13 protein-coding genes and 1 pseudogene are annotated in these 24,447 nt (G+C 43.7%); 8 read left to right on the top strand and 6 right to left on the bottom strand.

All coding sequences use genetic code 11. The features are described from left to right. The first annotated feature begins 64 nt into the window (after positions 1-64). The 7 genes from AC0YN6_RS20760 (at position 65) to AC0YN6_RS20790 (ending at position 12,007) form a co-directional block, all read left to right on the top strand. Positions 65-916 carry a helix-turn-helix transcriptional regulator gene (locus AC0YN6_RS20760; protein WP_475749178.1) on the top strand — a complete coding sequence of 284 codons (852 nt, stop codon included), beginning with the start codon at positions 65-67 and terminating at the stop codon, positions 914-916. Between the two features lie 305 nt (positions 917-1,221). Beyond that, a complete protein-coding gene (locus AC0YN6_RS20765; RefSeq protein ID WP_475749180.1) occupies positions 1,222-6,507 on the top strand; it encodes a ThuA domain-containing protein in 5,286 nt (1,761 codons plus the stop codon). 111 nt (positions 6,508-6,618) lie between these two features. Further along, positions 6,619-7,539, top strand: a complete 921-nt coding sequence (locus AC0YN6_RS20770) for a multicopper oxidase family protein (RefSeq protein ID WP_475749182.1) — start codon at positions 6,619-6,621, stop codon at positions 7,537-7,539. A gap of 39 nt (positions 7,540-7,578) precedes the next feature. Next, positions 7,579-9,477 carry a chitobiase/beta-hexosaminidase C-terminal domain-containing protein gene (locus AC0YN6_RS20775; RefSeq protein ID WP_475749183.1) on the top strand — a complete coding sequence of 633 codons (1,899 nt, stop codon included), beginning with the start codon at positions 7,579-7,581 and terminating at the stop codon, positions 9,475-9,477. Positions 9,478-9,562: 85 nt separating this feature from the next. Continuing rightward, the gene (locus AC0YN6_RS20780; RefSeq protein WP_475749185.1) at positions 9,563-10,903 is read left to right on the top strand and encodes a leucine-rich repeat protein; all 1,341 of its coding nucleotides are present in this window, start codon (positions 9,563-9,565) and stop codon (positions 10,901-10,903) included. A 23-nt stretch (positions 10,904-10,926) separates the two neighbouring features. After that, a complete protein-coding gene (locus AC0YN6_RS20785) occupies positions 10,927-11,424 on the top strand; it encodes a hypothetical protein (RefSeq protein WP_475749186.1) in 498 nt (165 codons plus the stop codon). Between the two features lie 190 nt (positions 11,425-11,614). Then, positions 11,615-12,007: an ATP-binding cassette domain-containing protein gene (locus tag AC0YN6_RS20790; protein WP_475749187.1), complete on the top strand. Its 393-nt coding sequence runs from the start codon at positions 11,615-11,617 to the stop codon at positions 12,005-12,007. Positions 12,008-12,886: 879 nt separating this feature from the next. Here AC0YN6_RS20790 and AC0YN6_RS20795 read toward each other — a convergent pair. The 4 genes from AC0YN6_RS20795 to AC0YN6_RS20810 all read right to left on the bottom strand — a co-directional run bounded on the left by AC0YN6_RS20795 (position 12,887) and on the right by AC0YN6_RS20810 (position 21,833). After that, complete coding sequence (locus tag AC0YN6_RS20795) at positions 12,887-13,948, bottom strand: HupE/UreJ family protein (RefSeq protein ID WP_475749188.1); 1,062 nt, start codon at positions 13,946-13,948, stop codon at positions 12,887-12,889. A gap of 311 nt (positions 13,949-14,259) precedes the next feature. After that, on the bottom strand, positions 14,260-19,497 hold the full coding sequence (locus AC0YN6_RS20800) for a carbohydrate-binding protein (RefSeq protein WP_475749189.1): 5,238 nt from the start codon (positions 19,495-19,497) through the stop codon (positions 14,260-14,262). 598 nt (positions 19,498-20,095) lie between these two features. Beyond that, the gene (locus tag AC0YN6_RS20805; RefSeq protein WP_475749190.1) at positions 20,096-20,347 is read right to left on the bottom strand and encodes a hypothetical protein; all 252 of its coding nucleotides are present in this window, start codon (positions 20,345-20,347) and stop codon (positions 20,096-20,098) included. Positions 20,348-21,017: 670 nt separating this feature from the next. Next, the gene (locus tag AC0YN6_RS20810) at positions 21,018-21,833 is read right to left on the bottom strand and encodes a dockerin type I domain-containing protein (protein ID WP_475749197.1); all 816 of its coding nucleotides are present in this window, start codon (positions 21,831-21,833) and stop codon (positions 21,018-21,020) included. A gap of 618 nt (positions 21,834-22,451) precedes the next feature. Here AC0YN6_RS20810 and AC0YN6_RS20815 point away from each other — a divergent pair. After that, positions 22,452-23,630, top strand: a complete 1,179-nt coding sequence (locus tag AC0YN6_RS20815) for a metallophosphoesterase family protein (RefSeq protein ID WP_475749191.1) — start codon at positions 22,452-22,454, stop codon at positions 23,628-23,630. 188 nt (positions 23,631-23,818) lie between these two features. Here AC0YN6_RS20815 and AC0YN6_RS20820 read toward each other — a convergent pair. After that, positions 23,819-24,013: pseudogene (locus AC0YN6_RS20820) on the bottom strand (GMC oxidoreductase); the annotation flags it as partial. Continuing rightward, on the bottom strand, positions 23,965-24,153 hold the full coding sequence (locus tag AC0YN6_RS20825; protein WP_475749192.1) for a hypothetical protein: 189 nt from the start codon (positions 24,151-24,153) through the stop codon (positions 23,965-23,967). The pseudogene AC0YN6_RS20820 and the gene AC0YN6_RS20825, both read right to left, overlap by 49 nt. Between the last annotated feature and the right edge of the window lie 294 nt (positions 24,154-24,447).

Raw genomic sequence — 24,447 nt, forward strand, 5'->3', positions numbered from 1 at the left:
AGGAAGATTACGTAATTTGGTTTGCGCGTCTGTTTGTTATCAATCTAATCGGAGGTGGTAATAAATGACAATTATTTTTTTAGATTCACCTAACTTTTTGTCAGCTAGTTTGGTTCGATGTGATCGCTCAGCTGTGCACCGATTTATTCCGAATCCACACACAAGTATCTTTTTTCTTCAAGAAGGGCGCGGGGAGATCTATTACGACAACCAGAAGCTATCGATCTTGGAAGGAGATTTATTCGTCATTCATCCGCACTCGGAATATCGCTTGAAATCAACTGCGGGCAGCTGTCTTCAAGGAATTATCATTTCTATCAACAGGTTACATATTTCTGGGTTGCCGCAAGGGGCATTGCTTGAACCTCAAATGCTGCCAATATTAAGTATGGAGGGAGGGTTCGATCATTTTAATCGTTTGTTTTCGGATATATATGAAGAAGCCAGTACTTCCTCCATTGGATCTGCGGAGATCATCGCGTCCATGCTTCGAACCTTACTCATTTTGTTCTACAGATTCACAGGGCATTGCAAGCGTACTTCAACGATGTCTATCTCTCATGTCGTAAGAAATTACATCGATATGAATTATTCAAAAGATCTTTCATTAATTGAATTGGCGGGAATTGTATATGTTAGCCCCTATCATTTGGTTCACTTGTTTAAAGGTGAAATCGGAACGTCCCCTATTAAATATTTGATAAAGTGTAGAATCGATAAAGCAAAGAGACTACTAATAGGGACCAATCTTACTGTAAAAGAGATCTCTTTGAAGGTTGGTTATTCAAATGCCAATTACTTTAATCTTTTGTTTAAAAAAATAACGGGTGTATCACCAGGAAAGTTTAGAAAGAAGCAGTCAGATCTTAATAGACATGCCCTTTCCTCGCAGAGCCCGTATATTGCTCTTGATTAGTATTCATCCTGCAATGAACACCACAAGAATGTATAACATTTTCCTCAATTTAGTTAATTGTTCAGTCTAACCGTTTCCATTACATTAATTTTATGCGTTTTGCTTAGATACGTTTCACGAATTATGAAGGCGCTGTCATCGGAAAGAAACGGTTATTTACATAGGATCATTTTTGGAAGGGGGATAGCGAAAAGCGGAATTGTTGAATTTGGAATTTGGGAAATGAGGTGGACGAGTAAAACTACCTGTACTTAAACAATACATTATAGTTCTTTAACAGCTCTATATAGGAGGTTAACGTAAAAATGAAACAACGAAGATCTATTTTATCTTCATTTTTGTCCCTTGTTCTATTCGTTTCTATGGTCCTGCTGCCAATTAGCTCTGTAATTGGTTCTGGAGAAGCATCCGCACATGAGGGTGAGCTTCATAAGAAGGTACTGGTGATTACGAAAACAACTGGCTTTCGGCATGCGTCGATTGATCAGGGGGCTAAAGTGGCATTGCCAGAGATGGCGAAAAAATACGGTTTTGAAGTCGATTTTACGGAGAATGCCGCAGACATCAATGCCGCTAATCTGGCGAAATACGATGTTGTCTTTTTTGCAAGCACGACTGGTAATTTTAAAGATTGGGGTTTAACGGAGCAGCAAAAGCAAGATTTCATGAATTTTATTAAATCCGGAAAAGGTTATGTAGGCACACACTCCGCAACCGATACCGGAGCTGATTGGGCGGAGTACGTCGACTTGACAGGGGGCTCCTTCAAAAACCATCCTTGGACGCAAAAGGTAACCTTCAACGTGGAGGATGTAAACAATCCGGCTACATCCCATCTGGGTAATACATGGGAAGCGCTGGAAGAAGTGTATTACTTTAATGAAGATCCCCGTGCCAAAGGGAAGCATATTCTCTTAAGCTTGAATATGACTAGCAACGGTGTTACAGGCGGTCCGTTTGAGGATCATCCGAATGCTTGGTGCAGTCCAGTCAGCGAAGGAAGAATGTTCTATACGGCCTTGGGTCATCATACGGAAACTTGGTTTCAAGAAGATTTCCAAAAACATCTTCTAGGTGGTCTCCAGTATGCATGGGGTGAAGCAACCGATACGGATTGCGACAAACCTTCACCAAGAACAGGTTTGCAAAAGCTTACCCTCACCAACACCATTGCAAGTCCTGTTGGCCTGGATGTTGCTAAAGATGGCACGGTCTTTGCGATCAGCTTGCTTGGCAAAGTCTATGAAGTTTCAGAGACTGGAGATACAAAAGAGATTTTAAATATCCCAACCACCCTTGAGGGTGAACACGGATTAATGGGAATTGCCCTTGATCCTGAATTTGATGTCAATAACTTCATGTACTTGTATTACACGGATCCTGCGAAAACAGCGGATAACAAACTGATTAACCATCTTTCACGGTTTACTTACAAAAATGGGAAGCTCGACGCAGCCTCAGAGCAGCTCTTATTGGAGCTTCCTTCGGATCCGAGCTGTTGCCATCAAGCGGGTTATGTCACTTTTGGCCCGGATGGAAAATTGTATTTGACGTCCGGAGACAATCAAATGCCAACATCAGGTCCGCAATTTGGCTCTTTGCAGACATCCCAGAACTTAGATGATATGCGAGGGTCCATTCTACGCCTTAATAAGGACGGATCGGCTCCGACGGACAATCCATTCTATACGGACAACAGTAAACGGGATGCGCGGGACTTTATTTATGCATATGGTTTCCGTAACCCTTACCGTATTTCCTTCGAGACAAAGTCAAACGGCAAAATGATCATTTATGAAGGGGATGTTGGCCCGGATGGAACGTTTAACGGGGGAGCTAACGGAGACTTCGATGAACTCAATGCCGTAACCGCTCCAGGCCAAAATTTCGGTTGGCCATACGGGATTGGTAACATGGCTTATAGTAAAGAAACACACGGGAACAGCCAAATCAACACCGCTTTATTTGCAGAAAAGTTTGCCCAAACCAAAAAGCCTATTGCTTTCTATCCATATGCCAATAAAGCACCTTGGGGAAGCGGAGGAAGAGCGGCAATGGCAGGTCCGGTGTATAACTATACGGGACCGAATGCGATTCCAGGCCTACAAGGTAAGTTCTTGGCATACGATTTTGCCCGTAACTGGATTAAAGCTGTTACAACAGATGATAACGGAGAAATCTCAAAAGTCGATGATTTCTTATCCGGATTGCTTCTCCCGATTGACATGAAGGTTGGACCGGATGGTGCGCTTTATATCGCCGAATTTGGAAGCTCTTGGAATGTTGATCCTAACGAAGCAATTACAAAAATTTTCTACGGAAAAAATGAAAGAAAGCCGGTTGTCAAGGCCAAGGTAGACTCAACATCCGGACGCACGCCACTAACTGTCCATTTCGATACAACAGGAACTGCGGATCCGGACGGCGATGTCATTACTTATGCGTGGAATTTCGGAGACGGACAAACATCAACGGAAGCAAACCCTTCGCATACGTACACGGCAACCGGGGTTTACAACGTCATACTGACTGTATCGGACGGCTCTGATAAGTCTTCCGTTTGGAACACAACCATTACAGTCGGCAATACCGCTCCTACAGTGAAGATCACCTCGCCTGTAGACGGACAATTCTATACGAATGGGCAAACGTTCTCGTTTTCCGCAGATGCCAAAGACGAGGAAGATGGCAAGATCGCGTGTGGAGATATCACATGGTCTGCGTTGTTGCTTCATGACAGTCATTACCATCCGATGTCTCCGAAAACCGGTTGTGAAGTTGACTTCACCTTGCTTGATGAAGGACACGGACCGGAAGCAAAAATTGGTTGGGAAATCATCGCGGAAGTTACCGATAAGGGAGCAGAAGGTTCAGCGCCATTAAGCGCAAACGATTCCGTTACCTTCAGGAATAAGCGCATTCAAGCTGAAGATTTCGATGGACAGCAAGGAATCCAGACGGAGGAAACGGCAGATATTCATGGCGGCAAAAACGTTGGATCTATCGATGCTAATGATTGGCTCCTATTCAAAAACATTGACTTAAAAGACATCGAAAAGATGTACTTCCGAATGGCATCTAGCTCCGGCGAACTTAATGTCGATGTGCGCTTGAACAGCCCGACTGGTGAGAGATTAGCTAACGCTACAGGAGCAACCACCGGTGGATGGCAAATTTGGACAACAGTTAGCGCCAATATTGACCGAACAATATTAACCGCAGACGATAGTGCAAAGACAGACTTTCATGATGTTTACCTTGTTTTCCCAAAGGGTGGAAATAACATCAATTGGATCCAGTTTGCGTTTCCTGGAGATGCACCTCCTTCAGAAGCAGTGCCCCCGGACTTTAGCAAAGCAATTAACAGATCCGGCTGGACTGCAACAGCTAGCGATTCGGGAGCACCGGCATCCAATGCGTTTGACGGCAATCAGTCGACCCGTTGGACAACTGGCAAGGTTGCAAAGACGGATATGTGGTACCAGCTCGATATGGGTAAAGTGAATAATATCAATCGCATATATGCCAATCACGGATCGAACACCGATTTCTTCCGAGGTTATGATTTGCTTGTTTCTACGGACGGACAAACGTGGACTAAAGTAGCAAGCAAAGATACAGATTGGAGCGGTGGAATTGGAATGGACGAGAGCTTTGCGCCCGTTGATGCGCGCTACGTTAAAATCGTGAATAAAGGATCAAGTTCTAGTTGGTATATTTCCATTCATGAATTGTATGCGTTCGCTGTGGAGAACGATACGACACTTAAAAGCATTACAGCTCCTGCACCGATAACAGCAACCATCGGATCGGCAAAAACAGCGCCAGCTCTTGGATTGCCAGGAAAAGTGGCACTGGTAACCGAATCCGGAAATTACAATGCTGATGTAAAATGGGATTTAAAAAGCATAAGCTACGATCCAACTGCATTGAAGTTCCAGACCTTCACAGCAACAGGAACCGTAACCTTGCCTAGTAAAGTCTCGAACCCGAACAACGTGCCATTGACAACGAATATTAACGTAACTGTTAATACGATCCCTCAGTCTAAAATGACGGCCACGGCGACAAGCCAGGAAACGAGTAGCGAAAATAATGCAGCATCCATGGCGATTGACGGAAACCCACAAACGTTCTGGCATACAAAATGGAATAAATCCGATGTTCTTCCTCAATCGATTACCTTAAGCCTTGGAGGAAATTACAATATCAATAAAGTCACGTACTTGCCAAGGCAATCAGGCTCTAACGGAAATATTACAGGCTACAATTTATATGTAAGTACGGATGGCGTGACCTTTACAAAGGTTGCAAACGGAAACTGGGTAAATGATAACAAAGAGAAAAACGTAACGTTTACTTCGGTCAATGCTTCGTATGTCAAGCTCGAAGCAATGGCGGGTATCAATGGATGGGCAGCGGCTGCGGAGATCAACGTATTTGCAGATCAAGCAAATGTGCCTCAGCTTGTTGGAATAACTGCTCCCGCAGCAATCACAGGGGTGGCCAACGGATCAGCAAAGACGGCAGCAGCCCTTGGCTTGCCTTCCAGTTTAGAATTGGTTACCGATACTGGAAAAGTGAATGGCGATGTGACATGGAATGTAGCTGCTTCAAGCTATGACTCAGCTCTAAAGACTGCACAAACCTTCGATGTCAATGGAACTGTAACCTTGCCGGCAGGGGTAGCCAATCCGAACAACGTGGCATTGACAACGAGCGTCAGTGTATCTGTGCTCGCAGAGACAAAGCCTCAGTCGCCTCAATCTACTTTGACAGGTTCACAGCAGGTGGGCTCTGGCCAAACATTCGATATAACGATGGGGTTAAGCAACGTTACGCAAAGTGAACACCAGATAATGTACGCTCAAGATTTGACGCTTCACTATGATCCAGTGAAATTGCAGTTCGAATCGGTTGCATCGCTGAAGGACGGATTCCAAGTTATCGATAAAAAGGAGTCTGTGCCAGGACAAATTCGGATTGTGGCTGCAAGTGTGAAAACGGATCAAGGGGTACTTGGCGTACCTACACAAGGTGATTTGCTCTCATTCAAATTTAAAGCTAAATCTGCAACTCAGGCGGCCAATACGACAGTTTCCATAGACCAGGTCGCTATTGCCAACGGACAGGGGATAGAACTGACCGTTGATGGATCTTCTCACGAGCTTAAAATCAGTATAGCGGTAGATAAATCGCAATTGAATGCGTTGATCGCAAGCGCTCAGGCTAAGCATAATGCAGCAGTGGAAGGAAATGAGGACGGCTTGTATGTGGTTGGATCTAAAGCGCAATTGCAGTCGGCAATCGATGCGGCTCATGCGACAGCAAACGATTCAAATGCCACTCAGCAGCAGGTAGATGATGCTAAAGCTGCATTGGATGCGGCAATTCAAGTGTTCGAATCCATGATAATTACCGCAGATATTAATGGAAAAGGCGGTATCACGATCGGAGACTTGGCTATTGTTGCAGGGGCATACGGTAAACAACCAGGTGAGGCTGGCTGGAATGCGAAAGCGGATGTTAATAAAGACGGTAAGGTTGACGTAATAGACCTTGCAATCGTAGCTAGAGCGATCTTGAAATAACATTAAGAGCACTTTAGCGATAGTTAGAGCGGATCGGTAATGAAATGGGGGAGATCTATTATTCTCCCCCTTATTTTTTGGAATGAGAATACTTCTAAAGGAGAATCGCAGATGAGGAAAAGGGTCGTTGTTGCGCTCGTTCTGTTCTTTATATGTACTGCGGCATTCAAATACAGCACGCTGCAATCCATATTCGCGCAGGATACTAACGTAAAAACATTCAATCTATATGCGACAGATGGATATGTTACGATGCCCGACGGAAGCCAAATGTATATTTGGGGATATTCATTAGAGAATGAAAAAGGTACAGCGGTTTATCCGGCGCCTACCATGGAAGTGGAGGAAGGAGATCAAGTCGAAATTACGCTGACGAATCTGGGACCCTCTAAGCCCGGTATTCTACCTGTCGCTCACACCATTCATTTCCATGGGCTGGACACGGATCAGAGGAACGACGGAGTTCCGCACACCTCCTCCCCGGTATTAGTCGGACAAAGCTTCACCTATAGCTTTAAAGCTAATTATGCTGGAAGCTATTTCTATCATTGTCATGTTGATACCATTGAGCATTTGCAGATGGGTATGACGGGAGTGTTTATCGTGAAGGCGAAGATGGGAGTCAAACAGGCGTGGACAGGAGGTCCATCCTATGACAAAGAAGCGGTGTTTCATATGAATGAGATTGATAGATCTTGGCATGACGCAGTTGAACACAGAAATAAGTATGACCGGACAGCGTTTATTCCGGATTACTGGACAGTAAATAGTGAATTCAATGCCAAAAGTGGGAGTTCTGAAATACAAGCGCAAGCAGGTGAGACCTTCTTGATTAGACTAATCAATTCCGGTTATGAGAAACGTACTTTTCATATGAATGGCCTTACTTTTAAAGTGATTGCGTCGGATGGCAGGCCTATGAAGCAGGCCGTTGATAAGCAATCCATTACCTTGGCATCTGCAGAACGATACGATGTATTGGTTAAGTTTGATCAAGCGGGCGCTTATGAGGTTAAGGTTGATGGAGAGTAACAATTTATTTATATGGAAACTATGGTGGTGATGAGAGGTATGTTTCGTAACGCAATGATGAAATGGTTTTTTCTCTTATTCGCAGCGTTCTGTACGCTGTTTATTGCTGCTTCCGCGAATGCAAATGCTGTGGAGGCTCGGAAAGTCCAGTTATATGCTACGGATGGCTATTATACCTTGGCGGATGGAAAGCAGGTATATATTTGGGGCTACAGTCAGGAAAACAAACCAGGAACTGCGGTATTCCCGGGACCCAAAATTGAAGCGGAGGAAGGAGATATCGTTGAAGTTACCGTGACTAATATTGGCCCCCAAAAAAACGGAGCCGATTTTCAAGTGCGTCCTCTCCGTGTCAAGGTTCTTGATGATCAGAGTGTTGATGATCGGATTCTTTCTGTCGGTCAAAGCGACACCCAGCTAATTAATGCGACTCAAGCCGGTTCCTATTATTATTATTCTTATGATGCCAATCAATATGGACTTCAGATGGGGTTGAATGGACCTTTTGTCGTGAAAGCCAAAAGCTCGGCTAAACAAGCATGGACCGGCGGACCAAATTTTGATAAGGAATATATATTTCACATTAACGAGGTCGATCCGGAATGGCACCAAACAGCGGAAACCGGCCAATTATTCGATTATGAAAAGTTCCATCCCCGCTATTGGACAATCAATGGAAAGTCCTTCCCTGATTTGGAAAACGACCCTTCCTCGATGATCCACGGCAAAGTAGGAGAAAAAATAATGGTCCGTTTAATAAACCCGGGAAGGGATGAGCATCCGATGCATCTTCATGGGCATCACTTTCAGGTCATCGCGGAAAATGGAGTGCCGTTGCCGATTCCCGTAGATAAGGATACCGTTAATCTGGACCCGGGGGAAACGAAGGATATTCTGGTTGTATTTAACCAAAGCGGCCATTTCCCGTTCCATAGCCATAAAATCATTGATAATACGAATAACGGAGTTTATCCGGGCGGACTGCATACGATGACGCATATCGAAGAGGCTGGAAATACTGGGGAGGAAACGATCACCCTAAAAGTCGGAGAGACACATGCCATCGTAAACGGCGAGCATGTCATGCTCGATGTCGCTCCTTTTCAGTTGAAGGGGGATACCTATGTTCCATTTCAGTTTATCGCCGATGAATTCGGAGGGACCTTACAGACGAATGCGAAGGCTCGCAATTATATCTATAAGACGGAAAACACCGAGTTTCAGTTATGGTTAATACAAAAGCAAGGCATTATGAACGGACAGCAGGTACAATTGCAGTCACCTCTCTTGCAAGTAAAAGGAAAAGTGATGGTTCCCTTAAGCGTGGTGTCGACCTATATGTGTTCGACAGTTGACACGGATCATTCTTCAGACGCGATTACAATAAAGTATCAAACCGGTCAGGAGTGCCATACTCCGGATCGCGACCTTACAGCGCCGGCAGTTCAGGCTGCTCCGGCAGGAGGAACCTATAGTTCAACTCAGAACGTGACTTTAAATATTCAAGACGATGACCCGAATGCCGTAATTTATTATACGCTGGATGGTTCTGCACCGACGAAGTCATCTGCTATATACACAAGCCCAATTCCGATCTCCGAAAATACAATATTGAAATTTATCGGAATAGATACTTCAGGAAATGCCAGTGATGTTCAAACGGAAAGCTATATCATCGAATCTGCTTCCGAAGTATTGGTAGAAGTCATGAATGACCGATTCTCCTCGGCTCAAATTACGGTCAAAAAAGGGACTACGGTTACATGGGTTTTGAATAGCACGATGATGCATACCGTTACTTCATATGAAGGGACATTTGATGGTATTGTCACTCCGGATGGAAATACGAGATTTAGCTATACGTTTAATGATACAGGTACGTTTAATTACTTCTGTATGGTTCATCCGTATATGACAGGAACTGTGATCGTCGAATAACAACGGGGAAGGAGTAGAGGGTGCTTTGAAATGGAAAAGTCTATGTTTCCTTCTAGTTTGTTTATTTTTAATAGAGATAGCGAGTGTGGCATCCGCGAATGAAGGGAAGGTCTCTTTCGCGGATGTTAACCTAGAAGCTGCTGTGCGGGACACATTGAATAAGTCTGCGGGAGATATTACGATTTTGGACTTGGAAAGATTAACAAGTATGGATGCGTCCGGCAGAGGGATCGGCGATTTAAGCGGTATCGAATATGCGACGCGGTTACAGTCTCTCAATTTAGCGGATAACAGCATTCGTGATGTGACGAAACTGGGGGCATTATCCGGCCTGGAAACTTTGATCCTTAACCAAAATGAAATCGTGGAATGGGATGCGCTCGGTAACCTTGCTAGGTTGAAATCGCTTTGGTTGACAGGCAATCAATTAACCGAACTGACTGGAATCGGCTCCTTGACGCAGCTTGAGAGTTTGTATTTGGCTAATAATCAAATTGGAAGTTTATCTGGATTGGAACATTTGCTTAATCTTAAGGAATTGAATCTGGCTGGAAATCAAATACAAGATCTCGTTGCTATACAGACATTGACTCAACTGCAATCTCTCAATATTGAAGAGAATCAGGTTACCAGCATTTCCGGGCTAAATGCATTAAACCAACTAGAATGGCTTTCTCTTGCTTTCAACCGGGTAAAAGATCTAACGCCTATAGGTGAGTTATCCGAATTACAATACCTTGATGTAAGAGGAGCGGCTATTTCTGCTGAATCGAATCAGGTATTGAAGAAACTGCAAAACCGAGGCGGGATCGTGGAGTATAGCATTAACAATCCACCTTCAGATTCCACGCTGCTGCTGGAAAAGAATAAGGATATTGTAGAGCCGGGGGAGGAGTTTACGATAACCATTAAGGCGAATACAAGCGATATCTATGGGTTTGACCTAAACTTTGAATACAACCCGCAGCTCGTCAATCTTGTAGGTTCACCGATTCTTCATGAGGATTTCGGATCATTGGGCAGTACGGCCACCCTGACTTATGATGACCAAGACGGAATTATAAACATGGTGGGTAACCGTATCGGAGTTGAGGAGGGGGCAAGCGGTACAGTCGGATTAGTGATACTGAAATTTAAGGCTGTAGGGAACAATGATGTATCCACAATGGCTATTGTTGAAAAAAGCGAATTATTTGACTCCAGCGGTCATATCCAGCCACTTGATGCAGACGTTCATGGCGCTATTGCGGTTTCAAGTCCCGATACTAATGGAGATGGCTTGTCGATCGGTGACCTTGCCCTGGTAGCCATCGCATTCGGAACATCTTCTGCCGACAGCGGGTTCGCCAATCATTTGGACATGAACAAAGACCTGAAAATCGACTTAGTAGACCTTGTTTATGTTGCGTATAAACTATTGAAATGAATGGGAGGAATAGGTGAGGTAGCATGAAAAGACATTATTGGATATTGAGTTGTGTGCTGCTTCTATTCGTTTTATTTAGTATAGGTATTTGGTACGACAGGACAACGACTGAGATGGACGAATCGCAGGTTGGTCTTAATGAAATGAAAGGAACGGTAAAAGAGGTTAGCGCCCAGCTAATGGGCACTATCAACTCTGATGAGCAAAGTTTTATCTATTTGTATGAACCGAATTGCAAATTATGTACGAAGATGGAGCCTATCATAAATGCGTCGGCAGAGAGAAATGGAATTACGCTTCAGCGATTGAATCTCCATAAGTATAAGGATGTTCGAGGCCTGAAAAATGAAAAGGGAATCCCACTCATAAAATTTTACAAGGAACTTCCTGCGGTCGCTTACTATAAAAATGGTTGGCTAATTGCTTGGACTGAGGGAGACCAATCGGAAAAAATATACGATGAATACTTTGAGCATTTTCGCTTTGGTGACGAAGACGAGCACGATCAGGAACATGAATAATAAGTAACATGAGTAGGGAACAGTTCTGCAGTCATTTTCACGGCTGCGGGGCTGTTTTTTATTTTATTCCTTTATTTTTTATAATCACAAGAATCTATAGTTTGTCCTCAATTTAGTTAATTGTTCGAACTAGCCCATTCATTAACGATTGGACTATACCTTATTAAATCATCAGGAAGCAGGTAGAGAGATGCTGCTGGAAATGAAGGGGATTTCTAAGAGATTTTTCAAAGTGAATGCGTTTAATCAAGTGCAACTAAAACTCGATAAGGGAGAGGTCCATGCAATAGTAGGGGAAAACGGCTCCGGCGAATCTACTTTGATGAAAATATTTGCCGGCATTTATCAGCCGGATGAAGGTCAAATCTATTTACGAGGCAAGCCGGTGACGATCGTATCACCTAACGTTTCAAAGCGGCTTGGAATTTCCATTATTCATCAAGAATTAAATCTCATCCCTCAGATGAGCGTGGCGGAAAATATATTTCTTGGACGAGAGCCAAGGAAAGGCGGCGTTTTTTCCGATTTCGGATCGATGGTGCACGAAACGATGGTTTTATTGGAAAGGTTTGTTTACAACTAGACCCGCATGCACTTATAAGCAGCCTGAGCATTGGTGAACAGCAGATCGTGGAGATTGCCAAAGCGATGTCAATGAATGCGGAAATACTGATGCCGGGAAATGAGTTGAAGAATGCAGTTAATAAAATGGATGCAGTTCGTGACTAATAAATTAAAATAATCACTCAAACTGTATGTTATGCAATATGTTTTGCTTCAATGTACTGTAAGTTTGAAAGTAGTCCAATGAATCAAAACCAATTGCATTAAATTCTCACTATGTAAAATAATTGAGTTAATGCAATAACAATTGATTTAATAGAGGATTATGCAATAATATTGGGTTCCGGAATGCAATTGGTTTTGGTTCAACGTACAACCAAATACAAAACCCTGGTATATTTGGTATATAAGGACTTAAACCGTTTATTATACATATGTACAAAATACAGACTTTGTGCAGTAGTCTAGTTTTAAAGCGTTACTATGATAAATATAATAAGTGTATACTTAATTATTATTATTTTCTCTGTGAGAGACTTCAATTTACACCCAACCACATTAAACAAGAATAAGAATAAAAGAACATGATTAGCTTGTTGCGATAGCTGAAGCGCCATTTTGGATGCAAACTGTTTCATCTCGTGATCATTTTAATGAATCGTCTAAAACTAGAATATAGCATAATAAACACATGATGCTTCAATAGGTCATCTAATAATAACAATCAGGGCTTGCTTAAAAAAGAAAAAGCATCCCTTTGATAGGAATGCCTTTTCCGTAAATTTTTTTACTTTGTAAAGCATCCGTTTTGAGAATTTACGTTCCCCCACTGCCCCTGCATGTCTGGACAAGCGGGTTAAAACGTTCTTTTGCAGCTCTCGCGGATCAAATAATAGTCTTATTGCAATCTTTGAATCAACCAATAAAATGCCAGTACAAAAATAAGGCAAGACGTTGAGATCATCATTTTACGATACCATGGGAACCTTCGCAGCCATAGCAATAAGGGAAGTAATAGGCATAGGACCATGAGCTGGCCGGCTTCCACACCTAAATTAAACGTCAGGAGTGAGCCAAGCAGATTGCGCTTGGGAAGTCCCGTTTCAGCCAAAGCCCCGGCGAAGCCCATGCCGTGAATCAGGCCAAATATGGCTGTCAATATCCACCGCCATCTCGCCTTTTGAACAAACATATTTTCCACGGCCACGTAACAGATCGTCAGCGCAATCAACACTTCCACCCAAGACGGGATGACTTGTAGGCGGCCCGACGCCACCAGGAACAGTGTAATACTGTGAGCGACTGTAAAAGCAGTAACAATTTTCAACGCATCCTTGAAGCGAGATGCGATTAATACTAAGGATAACAAAAACAGCAAATGATCAAAACCAAGCAAAATGTGTTCGATTCCAAGCACAAAATATTTCCACAAAACAGCGCCAATCTTAGGCTGGGGAAGGTTGATCAGAATATCTCTATTAGCGCTATCAATAATATCATTCTGTAAATTTTCCCCTGAACGGACTATGAGTGTACTCGTATGAGCAGACGCGTCATCAAACACCAGATTGTAATGAAGATTAAAGTGTTCGATCACTTCATCGGCGGTAAACCTCAGTTGAAACAACGCAGCTTTTGTGGAACTCCTTTGTGCTACATTCATCGAAAGAATTTCCATCTTTAAGAGCTTTGCGTCCACATCTATACGAAGACCCTTCTGTAAATAAGATTCAAGACTCTCTCTTTGCGAGGTCAATTCCCCGTTCTGCAGCGTATTATCACCGTTGGAATCGAAATTTGGTAGCAAATCTTTTTCATCAAAATAGAGGTCATAGAGTATCTCGTTCCCTTTCACATTTAACGATGATAAGCCCGTGCTTGTAGTATGCGCAAACGCTGTTGTGGCAAAGCCCAAGCACAAAAAGATAATTAACAAGGATAAGAGTGAACGAGTGTTCATTGTGGTACCCCTTTTTGGTTCGAATTGAAGGATAGCTGGGAAATGTCGATTATCGATAAAATGAATACGATAAGAATTAAGCTAATTGCCGTTGCGGCGTAATGGCTGAGTCGAAAATTTGTGAATGTCATGCGTATTAGCTCCAAGATGATAATATGATAATGGACAGTGATCTGGTATCCCAGTGCATAGCTAGGAGATGCAGCATAATCATCCAAATTGATGAGGGGGAGAAAATAGATCTCCCCCCCCCCATTTCATTACCGGCCCATCCTAAATTTCACTAAAGTAAACATAAGTGCGGGTTTGTTTTATTGCAAAATTGCTTTAGCTGTGATTGCAAGGTCTACAATATCCACCTTGCCGTCTTTATTTACATCCGCTTTCTCATTCCAGCCCGCCTGATCTTGTTGCTTGCCGTAAGCCGCTGCAACAATAGCCAAGTCTCCAATAGAAATTTTTCCATCCCCATTGACATCCGCATTGATTTTCTTGGTGTCAAACACTTGAATGGCCGCTTCTAGTGCAGCTTTCGCGCTATCCACCTGCTGCTGAGTGGCATTCGGATCGTTGGCTGTCTCTTTGACCGCAGCGATTACCGATTGCAATAGCGCTTTGGATCCATCTACATACTCGCCGTGCCCATTGCCTTCCACTGCTGCATCGTACTTAGCCTGAGCGCTTGTGATTAAAGCATTCAAGAGTGATTTATCAACGGATTTACTAATTTGTACTTCGTGGGAGGCTCCGTCTACCTTCAGTTCATTCCCCTGTCCGTTGGCAATCACAACATTGTCGATCGTAATTGTTGTTGCCTCCGTTGCAGATTTAGCTGTAAATTTGAAATACAACAAATCGCCTTGGGCAAGTACCCCTTGGTTCGCTTCCACGCTGGAAGCAATAATCCGAATTTGACCCGGCGCTGTCTCCTCTTGGTCAATGACTTGGAATCCATCTTTCAGCGATGTAACCGAATCGAATTGCAAATTTACTGGATTATAATGTAAAGTAAAATCTTGGGCATACATTCGCTGGTATACACTTTCTGTTACGCCGGTCAATCCCATCTTTACATCAAATGTTTGACCAGCGCTCACCTGCTGTAAACCTGACAATGTAGACTGAGGCATTGTTGGTGCAGACAGCACAGTCACGCTGATGCTCGTTGTCAATTCTACATTGTTCGAATTTACCACACCTTCGGGCAGGGTTACCGTTCCATTTACAGTGAACGTCTGTTCAGTCTTTTTGGCTGGATCATAGCTTGCAGCTTCTACATCCCATGTCACATTGGCATTCACGTTTCCATTATCGGTTACCAGTTCTACGATTGCAGGTAACCCAAGGGCTGCTGCCGTCTTAGCTGTTCCGTTGACCACCTCTGTGAGTGCTGCCGGCGGTGTGATGCTCTCTAGCGTCAGTCCTTGCCCTTCATTCATCAATTGTGTTACTTGAGCCTGAGTCAACATGCCGTTAAATACGCGAACGTCGGCCAGCAGTCCATTGTAAGCTTCTCCGCCGGATTCGTTGGCTCCCAGTATAATTTTATTCGTGACAGTCGGAAGCGGTCCGAGATTCGTTGCGTCGCTTGCTACTACGTTACCGTCGACATAAATCTTCAGCCCTTGTGCACGATCGTAGGCAGCCACATAATGATGCCATTTGTTATCGTTGTAGGTCCATGGAAACGCCAACGATTTATAACTGGACGAACCATTGGGCCAATAGGCCACGCGAGCCTGACCCCCGGCTGTCACTTGAAGGGCCGTGAAACGCCTATCGTGACGGAAAAGGTTCACGTTGCCGGTTGCAGGTTGATTAGTCTTGAACCACAACGTCACGGTCTCGTTACCCGTTTGATTTAAAGTCGCCGAAGTGTTGAACTCGGCCCTTGAGCCGCCGCTGAAAGCAAGCGCTCCGCCGATCTTGCCCGAATCGGTCCAAGTCGGGTTGTTAACCAAAGTTCCGGTGTTGCCGTTGCCTGAAGAATCGCCGACGGTTGTACCGGAGCCTTCATCGAACTTCCAGTGGGCTACTAGTTCGGCAGGCTTTACAGATACGCTAATGCTTGTTGTCAATGGAACGCTGTCCGGGTTCGTGACTCCAATAGGCAGAGTTACTTCTCCTGTTACCGTGAAGGTCTGCGCCGTCGTGGCAGTTGGATCGTAGCTTGCACTATTTACATCCCAATTCACACTGGCATCCACATTTCCCGAATCGGTTACAAGCACTACATTTATGGGCAATCCAAGAGCTTCTGCTGTCTTTGCCGTTCCGATGGCCACTCCTGTGATTGCTGCCGGTGCTGTGATGCTCATGAGATTCGTTGGCGGCAATTCAGATAACTCAAACCAGTTTAAGTTCCAGCTGCCTGCATTGATGGCCAGCCTTATGGTATGCTTGCCGGCACTTAAGTAAACCTTGTCGGATACGGTCTTCCAAGTCTGCCAACCTCCGGTTGACGGCAACGATGTTATTTTTGTTGAAACATTATCTACTAAGAAATTGACTATGCCTGTATTACCATTGTTTACTGATACCCTGTAATCTACTTTGTACAATCCCGATTTTTGCACATTTACAACATATTCCATCCAGTCTCCCGAATCAGTCCATCCTACATTCTTTGTCCCTTCCGAACTGTTTTCTGTTTGAATCCCGGACATATTAAGATAATTCTCCGCTTCTATTTTTCCAGGTATTTCAGCGGCAGGGTTTACAGTTACGCTTATGCTTGTTGTCAATGGTAGATTGTTCGGATTTACGACCCCAACAGGCAGGGTTACGGTTCCTGTTACTGTGAAGGTCTGCTCCGTCGTCACAGTTGGATCGTAGCTAATGCCGCTTAAATCCCATGTCACATTGGCATCCACATTTCCCAAATCGGTTACAAGGGCTACTTTCCCAGGCAATCCAAGGGCTGCCTCTGTCTTTGCTGTTCCGTTGGCCAAACCTGTAACGGCTGCAGGCGCTGTGATGCTGTTTAATTTTTTTTCTTGAGTCTCTGTCAATTCAAACCAGTCAAAATTCCAATTACTTGCAGTTACATTCAGCCTTATTTTATGTGAGCCTTCACTCAGTACGACCACATCGGAAAATTTTTTATTATCGCCCCAACCCGAGGTTGTGAATGAGGTTCTCTTTTGAGGTACTCCATCTACCTGGAATTCAACCTCTCCTTTAGTACTGCTGTTTTTTGTTGACACATTGTAAGTTACTTGATAGAGTCCCGATTTTGCCACATCTACGTTATATTCCATCCAGTCGCCTTTTTCAATATAACCAACACCACCCGAATTAGCATTAATTACAGCACCATGTTTCGAATTGTATTTTTCAGCTTCTATCCTTCCTGGCACCAATGCTGAACCAGGCAATTCAGCATACGTATTTGCATTAAAGCTGGCTGTCTTTCCACCTAAAGTCACAGTCACTTGCTGTCCCAATTTAGCAGTGGTAATATCAAAGCCCATAATATTATCTAACGTTACGTTCTCCACTCTTGTTGTTCCATCGCTGTAAGAGCCTGTCACAACCAGCCCATCAGGAATAAAGAAATCTCCAATCACGTAATTCAACTTTGTTGGCAGTTTCGTTATTGCGATGCTTTGCAGATTAACGTTAGAGGTCTCGTTGGCAATTGCATTGATCTGTTCTGTAGACAATGCTTGATTATAAACCCTTACGGCATCGATACGTCCGTTGAAGCTTTGTTTGCCGCTGCTGTCTGCGCCTATATACGTTCCCGTTGTTGGTGTAGATGGAACTGCCACATTATTGGTTACAGGTACGCTGTTTCCATTGACATACAGCTCCCAGACGCCGTTTCTACTTACAGCAGAAATGTTGGTCCATTTCCCCACGGTCAAAGCGGTCTGCGATCCCAGAATCGTCTGTCCGTCAACCGCAATGGACACTTTATCGCCCTGGCTATGGTCCAGTACGATGGAATAACCATTGGTGAGGCCGTCGCCATTGGTCAAGATCTGCTGCGATCCCGAAGTTGCGCCATTCCATTTCACCCAAGCTGTTAGCGTTACATCGTCTGTTTTGGTTGATGCAATGCCTGCGCTTGCATAATTGCCGTCAGCACCGTTCAGGCTGAGCGAAGCTGAACCTTCCATTTTATCGGTCGTATCATAGGCAGCACTTCCATTCAAGACTGCATTGATTCCATCCGCGATACTGTCATTTCCATTGCCGTTAAATCCCCACATCGTGCTGTAATTGGCACTATCCATAATTTGGAATTTATCGATATTCACGCCCGCTGCGGTACCATCGCTTTTTATGACGATCTTGTTATTTGGACCCGGATTCAGCTCAACAGGTACTGCCAAATCGTTATACGAGCTCATGCTCCCGGTAGTCGGAAAGCTGAGCGTCTGTACTTTGGCTCCATTTATATAGGTTCCATTTACATATAATCCCTCGGTAACATTGGCAGCATCGGTAGCATACCTTATTTTTAATATTTTATTGCCGCCAGTAGCGCCTCCGTCAACCTTGAGCAACTCGATATATGCTCTTCCATCGTTCATTTTCACAACCTTGCCGCCGGACGCATTGACATCTTCACTTTGGCTTGCATATGTGAATACACGATCCTCGGCTTCATATATGCCGGTTGTATTCGGGTTCAAACTTATCGTACCTTCCCAAATGGTTTTTTTGTTACTTATATCCCTTCCCTTTAAATGAACCTTGTCTTTATATACATCAAAAATCATAGCTTGATTATTTACAACGGCACCGTCTCTTAATGCAGAGAATTTCCCAGCGTACAAGTTACCTTGTAGCTTAATATCGTCGTGAAGATGTCCTGTTGTAAAAATAGCCTGTGGATATTTTTCGAGGATCTTCCTGAACTTCTGTTCCTGTATGGTAGTAGAGCCAAAATCAGTGCTTGCCAGCCATGTCCTGGATACGGTCTGGAAAATAGGCTGATGATTGAACACAAAAATCGGCTTGCCCGGAACAGCATTTGCAGCAAGCGTGCTTTCCAGCCAGGCTAACTGAGCGTCGCCCATGTACGCGAAATTACCGCCTTCGGGCGTTTTAGTATCATAACCTAAAAATATGAAGTCATAGCCTTCTATTTCCCGGTGGTAATAAACCGTACTCTCTGGTATTTCTGCCCTTTGTCTAAATCTGTCCTGCGCTAAATCAAAATCCGACAACGACATCCAATCATATTCATGATTTCCAATTGAATAATACACCTTTGGATGATCTTGTACAGAATTGATGGCATTTATTATGGTGTCGTATTCACCGGTATCCCCGTAATTGGTTATATCCCCGACTAAAACCATTGAACTGATATTATTAGCAACAGCATCTCTTACAGCATTAACCGTATTACCTGGATTGGTATGCGTGTCCGACATTGACATAAAGCTGAAAATCGGACCATCCGTAGAGTTTTCCGCCCCTGCTGCAGAGCTTTCTCCCTGAAATAGGACAGCACTAAGGCCAGTACTGCCTATCAGTGCTATAGCCATCGTTAGTGCTAGAAATGACTTCTTAACCTTTTTAAGAGCCAACATGAATTGAACCTCCTATAAAATTTGTAATAATCAGTGGTCGTCTTGCTTAGCCAGTTAACGTCAAATCTTGTTCTCACTCATTCTTTACTGCAAGATGATCACCCCCAATGCCATCGTAACTACGATCACTGATACATTCAATGAGTCTACTTTTAAAGTTATATGAAGATAACATTCAGGCTCATATCAAGCCCTCTTGGAAACACTATTCCTTTGAATAAATTGAGTTTTTAATTCCACTGTGTTCTGCTTTTCATCACAATGGTTCATGCAATATTGAGTCTCATAGCTGAATATAAAACGGAGGTCGCTATGTGATAGTCACCGCATATCATAGCGGTTAGATCAGGATTTTCTCGTGAAAATCGATCAAGTAGAGGGTTTTTGCATCACTTTTACTCCTCTATCATGCTAATTGAATTGCTTCCTGAAAATTTGAAGAAAATCAACAAGAAGATAGGTCGCAAGGAGCTTATAATAAATGATTTTTGTCGACAATATACTTTTGTCTTGCGGTTTTATGTTCCGTAGACGTTTGCGAATTAATTGTTTTTATCTGCTTTACCAACACTTTTATCCGGAAACTGGAGGCAATGTCCTAATCCCGAACAATAACTTGATCAAACCTTGGCTTCAAAACACCAGGAACCTCATAAAGTAAATAAAAGGCACCGTAAACTTCTCCTCGAAACGAAGCGGGAAAAGATAAATACTCATCTCTTGACAGGATTGGAAGTACAGAAATATCACTGGACAGTCCGTATTTATTCTTCAAACTAAAAGCTGAGAGTATATTGTTTTCTATAAGAACAACCCGTTCATGTTTGATATCGTATAAGCAAAATTCCAAAAGATTAGCCCTCCTTTTTCCACTTTATTTCTTTATGGTCGCTCTGCTATCCAAACTTTAACCGATCCGGCCATCTGCACGTTCCTTTATACGATTTGACTTCCCGAGAGACTTTGCAGCGCCGCCATTGTCGCCGGACAAAAATTATGATAGAAAGAAGATCTGTGCGAATTTTACAGGTCAGCCTAATGATGAAGAGAGAGGATCATTCCAAGCTGTCCAAGAGTGTTTAATGCAATTGATTTTATATTAGATTTTCTCTTACACATTTAATATCCTAAAAAATATACAATTATAGGGAATACTGAACATTTACAATATTTTAAAAAGCAATGTCAAAATACTTTACAAACCTCCTGCTACCCAGCATTGATAACTCTTTTCGACAGCATTCGGCTAAACAAGCACTTTATAGTAGCCGACCCAAGCTTCCACTTTGTCCTTGGACACAAACATCCACCCCGTCGGTTCAGTCCTGATCTAGCATCCAGCAGGATCTAGTAGAATGTAATATTAAAAAGGGCTATCCCAAGGTCGTTTCAGACCTTTTGGGATAGCCCCTTCTATTGATTTACGCAATCGTCAATCTCATTGCTGCAAAATTTCCTATGTCACTCCAGCTAGGAATGCGATCACTTTAGATATCCATTCAATAATATTCGATGATATTTTATTGCAAGATCGCTTTGGCTACAATGGCAAGGTCTACAATGTCTACTTTGCCGTCATGGTTTACATCCGCTTTCTCATTCCAACCCGCCTGATCTTGTTGTTTGCCGTAAGCAGCTGCAACAATAGCCAAGTCTCCAATTGAAATATTTCCATCCCCATTGACATCCGCATTGATTTTCTTGGTGTCAAACACTTGAACGGCCGCTTCCAATGCAGCTTTCGTGTTATCCACCTGCTGCTGAGTGGCATTCGGATCGTTTGCTGTCTCTTTGGCCACAGTGATAGCCGACTGCAATGGCGCTTTGGATCCATTCACATACTGGCCGTGACCATTGCCTTCCACTGCTGCATCGTACTTGGCCTGAGCGCTTGCGGTCAAAGCATTCAAAAGTGACTTGTCAACGGATTTACTAATTTGTATTTCGTAGGAGGCTCCGTCAACCTTCAGTTCATTCCCCTGTCCGTTGGCAATCACAACATTGTCGACTGTAATTGTCGTTGCCTCCGTTGCAGATTTGGCAGTAAATTTGAAAGTCAACAAATCACCCTGGGCAAGTACCCCTTGGTTTGCCTCCACATTGGCAGCAATAATCCGAATTTGACCCGGCGCTGACTCCTCTTGGTCAATGACTTGGAATCCATCTTTCAGCGATGTAACCTTTGATAAGAACCTACAATGCTTCCGATTTTTTTCGCTATTTGGACATTGTACATGTAGTTCCGTGAAGTAATAGTATTGTAAAAGCTGGAAAACGTCAGGATATAACTGGTTAACGTTATAATGATGACCGGGATTAGCGCATAAATGATAAATGTTTTTCTAATACCTTCTCTGTAAGGCCTGAAATTTTTTGTCATTTCCCCACCTTAATGTTCGATTATCCATGTCACATTATATCATTTCAATGCATTGCAGCATTGAATTAACCAAAACAAAATAATCGTAGCCGGACTCGTATATCAGCATAAAAATAACTAGTGATTTTTTGTATTTTGGTATACTTTAACGTAGGTGAAATAGTACTGAAGGTTAATCATTCCTTAAAAAGTATTGTATACAATTGCGAATTCCCATTAGATCCAATTAGGATGAATCCGAAAGCTTATTGCAGGTAATTTTCATCTGAGTCCCAACGGAGGTCGTACGAAAGATCATAGAAGTTTGCATGATTGGAGCGATCTTGTAAAAAAGAAACGAATGAGAAGTTAGAATCGGAGTCTGACAAATCACCAAAAACATAATAGTATCTTTGATTCTTTTTAGCCTTCTAAAGGTCTACCGCACTACGCTTGTTGCTACTTGCGTCCCGGGACCTACGGCTTGCGGCTCGTTTTGGGCGATTTACATGAACTTATCACTCCGAAAACATTTTCATAGATTTCAACCCCTAATATGGAAATGTAGTGAACTACTTTTTCGGGAGGTATTCAATTGAGCAGCGGTAATGAACAGAAGGGCATGAATAGGAAGGAATTTTTGAAAATAAGCGGTTTGAGCGCGCTTGCACTGACGGCTGGTGCGGCAGGAGTTCCCTCGGATCTATTTTCTGGAACTGTTTTCGCGAAAGAGAATGACAAACCGAAAGACAAGCCGAATGGAGAAGCCAAGCTTCATTTTAAATCGGACGGCACGTTCAAAATCGTTCAGTTCAACGATACGCAGGACGATGAGGATATCGATCCCCGCACGGTGCAGCTTATGGAGAGGGTGCTGGATGAGGAGAAACCGGGGTTTGTTGTTTTAAACGGGGATAACATTACCGGCGGCACCGATACGCCAGCCGAAGTGAAGAAAGCGATCAATAATATAGCAGTGCCAATGGAAGAACGCGGAATTCCTTGGGCAATTACCTTCGGTAATCATGATGAGGATTCCACGCCGAACAGCGGCATGGATGAAGAAGCAATGCTTCAAATTTACCGCTCTTATAAATACAACAGGAATGAGAACGGTGTGAAAGGCGTCTCTGGTACGGGGAATATGAATCTGCTCATCGGCGGACACGATAGCAAAGAACCTTTATTTAATATGTGGCTGTTAGACAGTGGCCGGTATGCACCTAAGGAAATCGCCGGTCAAAACTTCGACGGATATCCGACTTGGGATTGGCTGAAAACCAACCAAGTCAACTGGTATTACGAAACGTCCGAGGCGCTTGAGAAGCAGTACGGCCGAAAAATCCCGTCACTTATGTTCATCCATATCCCGCTGTGGGAATACCGGTTTATGTGGTTCGCCAGCGTAGATGGCAGAACGGATGCCGATCATGCCAGAGCCGTAGCAAAACACGGCATCGTAGGCGAGCGGAACGAGGAAGAATGTCCCGGTCCGATTAACAGCGGCATGTTTTCCGCAATCCTCGAACGCGGCGACGTCAAGGGCGTATTTTGCGGGCATGACCATGTCAACACGTATTCCGGCAATTATTACGGCATCATGCTCGGTTACTGTGGAAGTACCGGTTTTGGCGCCTACGGGCTTGCAGGTGCCGAGCGCAACAGACTGCGCGGCGCCCGGGTGTACAATTTGCAAGCCGCCGGTAACGATGTCAAGGTCGACACTCATTTAGTGTTCGCGAAAGATTACGGCATTGATTTAACAGCGAACTAAAAAACCATTGCTTAAAACGGTTTTTCACCGGATACTGGGAGGATAACAAGACATAAATGCTGCCCTTTCTGTGCAGTAAAAGATCCCGCTGACACAACCCTCAGCGGGATTATTCGAATTATTCAGATGGCGTAATTGCGGCCAAAGCAGCACGTGATCCAATGCTTCAGGATCTTTAGTCTCTGAAACTATTTCAATTGCTGCACTATATGATCCGCCGTGCGGATGGCCAAGGCCACGGTCGTAAGCGTCGGGGTGGAGGATCCGGTAGTCGGCAGAACACTGTTATCCGCGATATATAGGCCGGGTACGACATGGATTTGCCCGAACCGGTTCATTGCGGATGTGTCGGGGTCATCGCCCATGCTGCAGGTCCCCGCTTCGCCCCTCTCGGGACCACTGTAGGTGTGATCAGAGGTTTCGTTTCCGCCCCCATGACAGAAGCGAGCGTATGAACAGCGTCTACCATTTGGATCTTGATTGCCTCTTCTTGATCACTGTGGGAAAAATCGACTTGCAGCATAGGTTTTTTTCATTGTCTACAAAATGGGGTCTTGACCATTCACCGACTGCCGTCTCTTTGTGCTTATTGAGCTATCGTTCCCCGTTAGCTTAACATGATGTGCTTGTAAATCCGTATTACCTCGCTCTATATAATTACTTTTTCATTGTCTGTATTGCGTTACTAAGCCTTCCTTCTACTCCCTCAATACCATTAATACGCATATAAATCAGTAATAAATTTTTAGCTTCATAAAAGCTGGGTGAGAACACTGTATTCACCGAGGCTGTTTGATTTTTAACTTCTTCTAGCCCT

The sequence above is a fragment of the Paenibacillus sp. J22P15 genome (assembly GCF_056269345.1).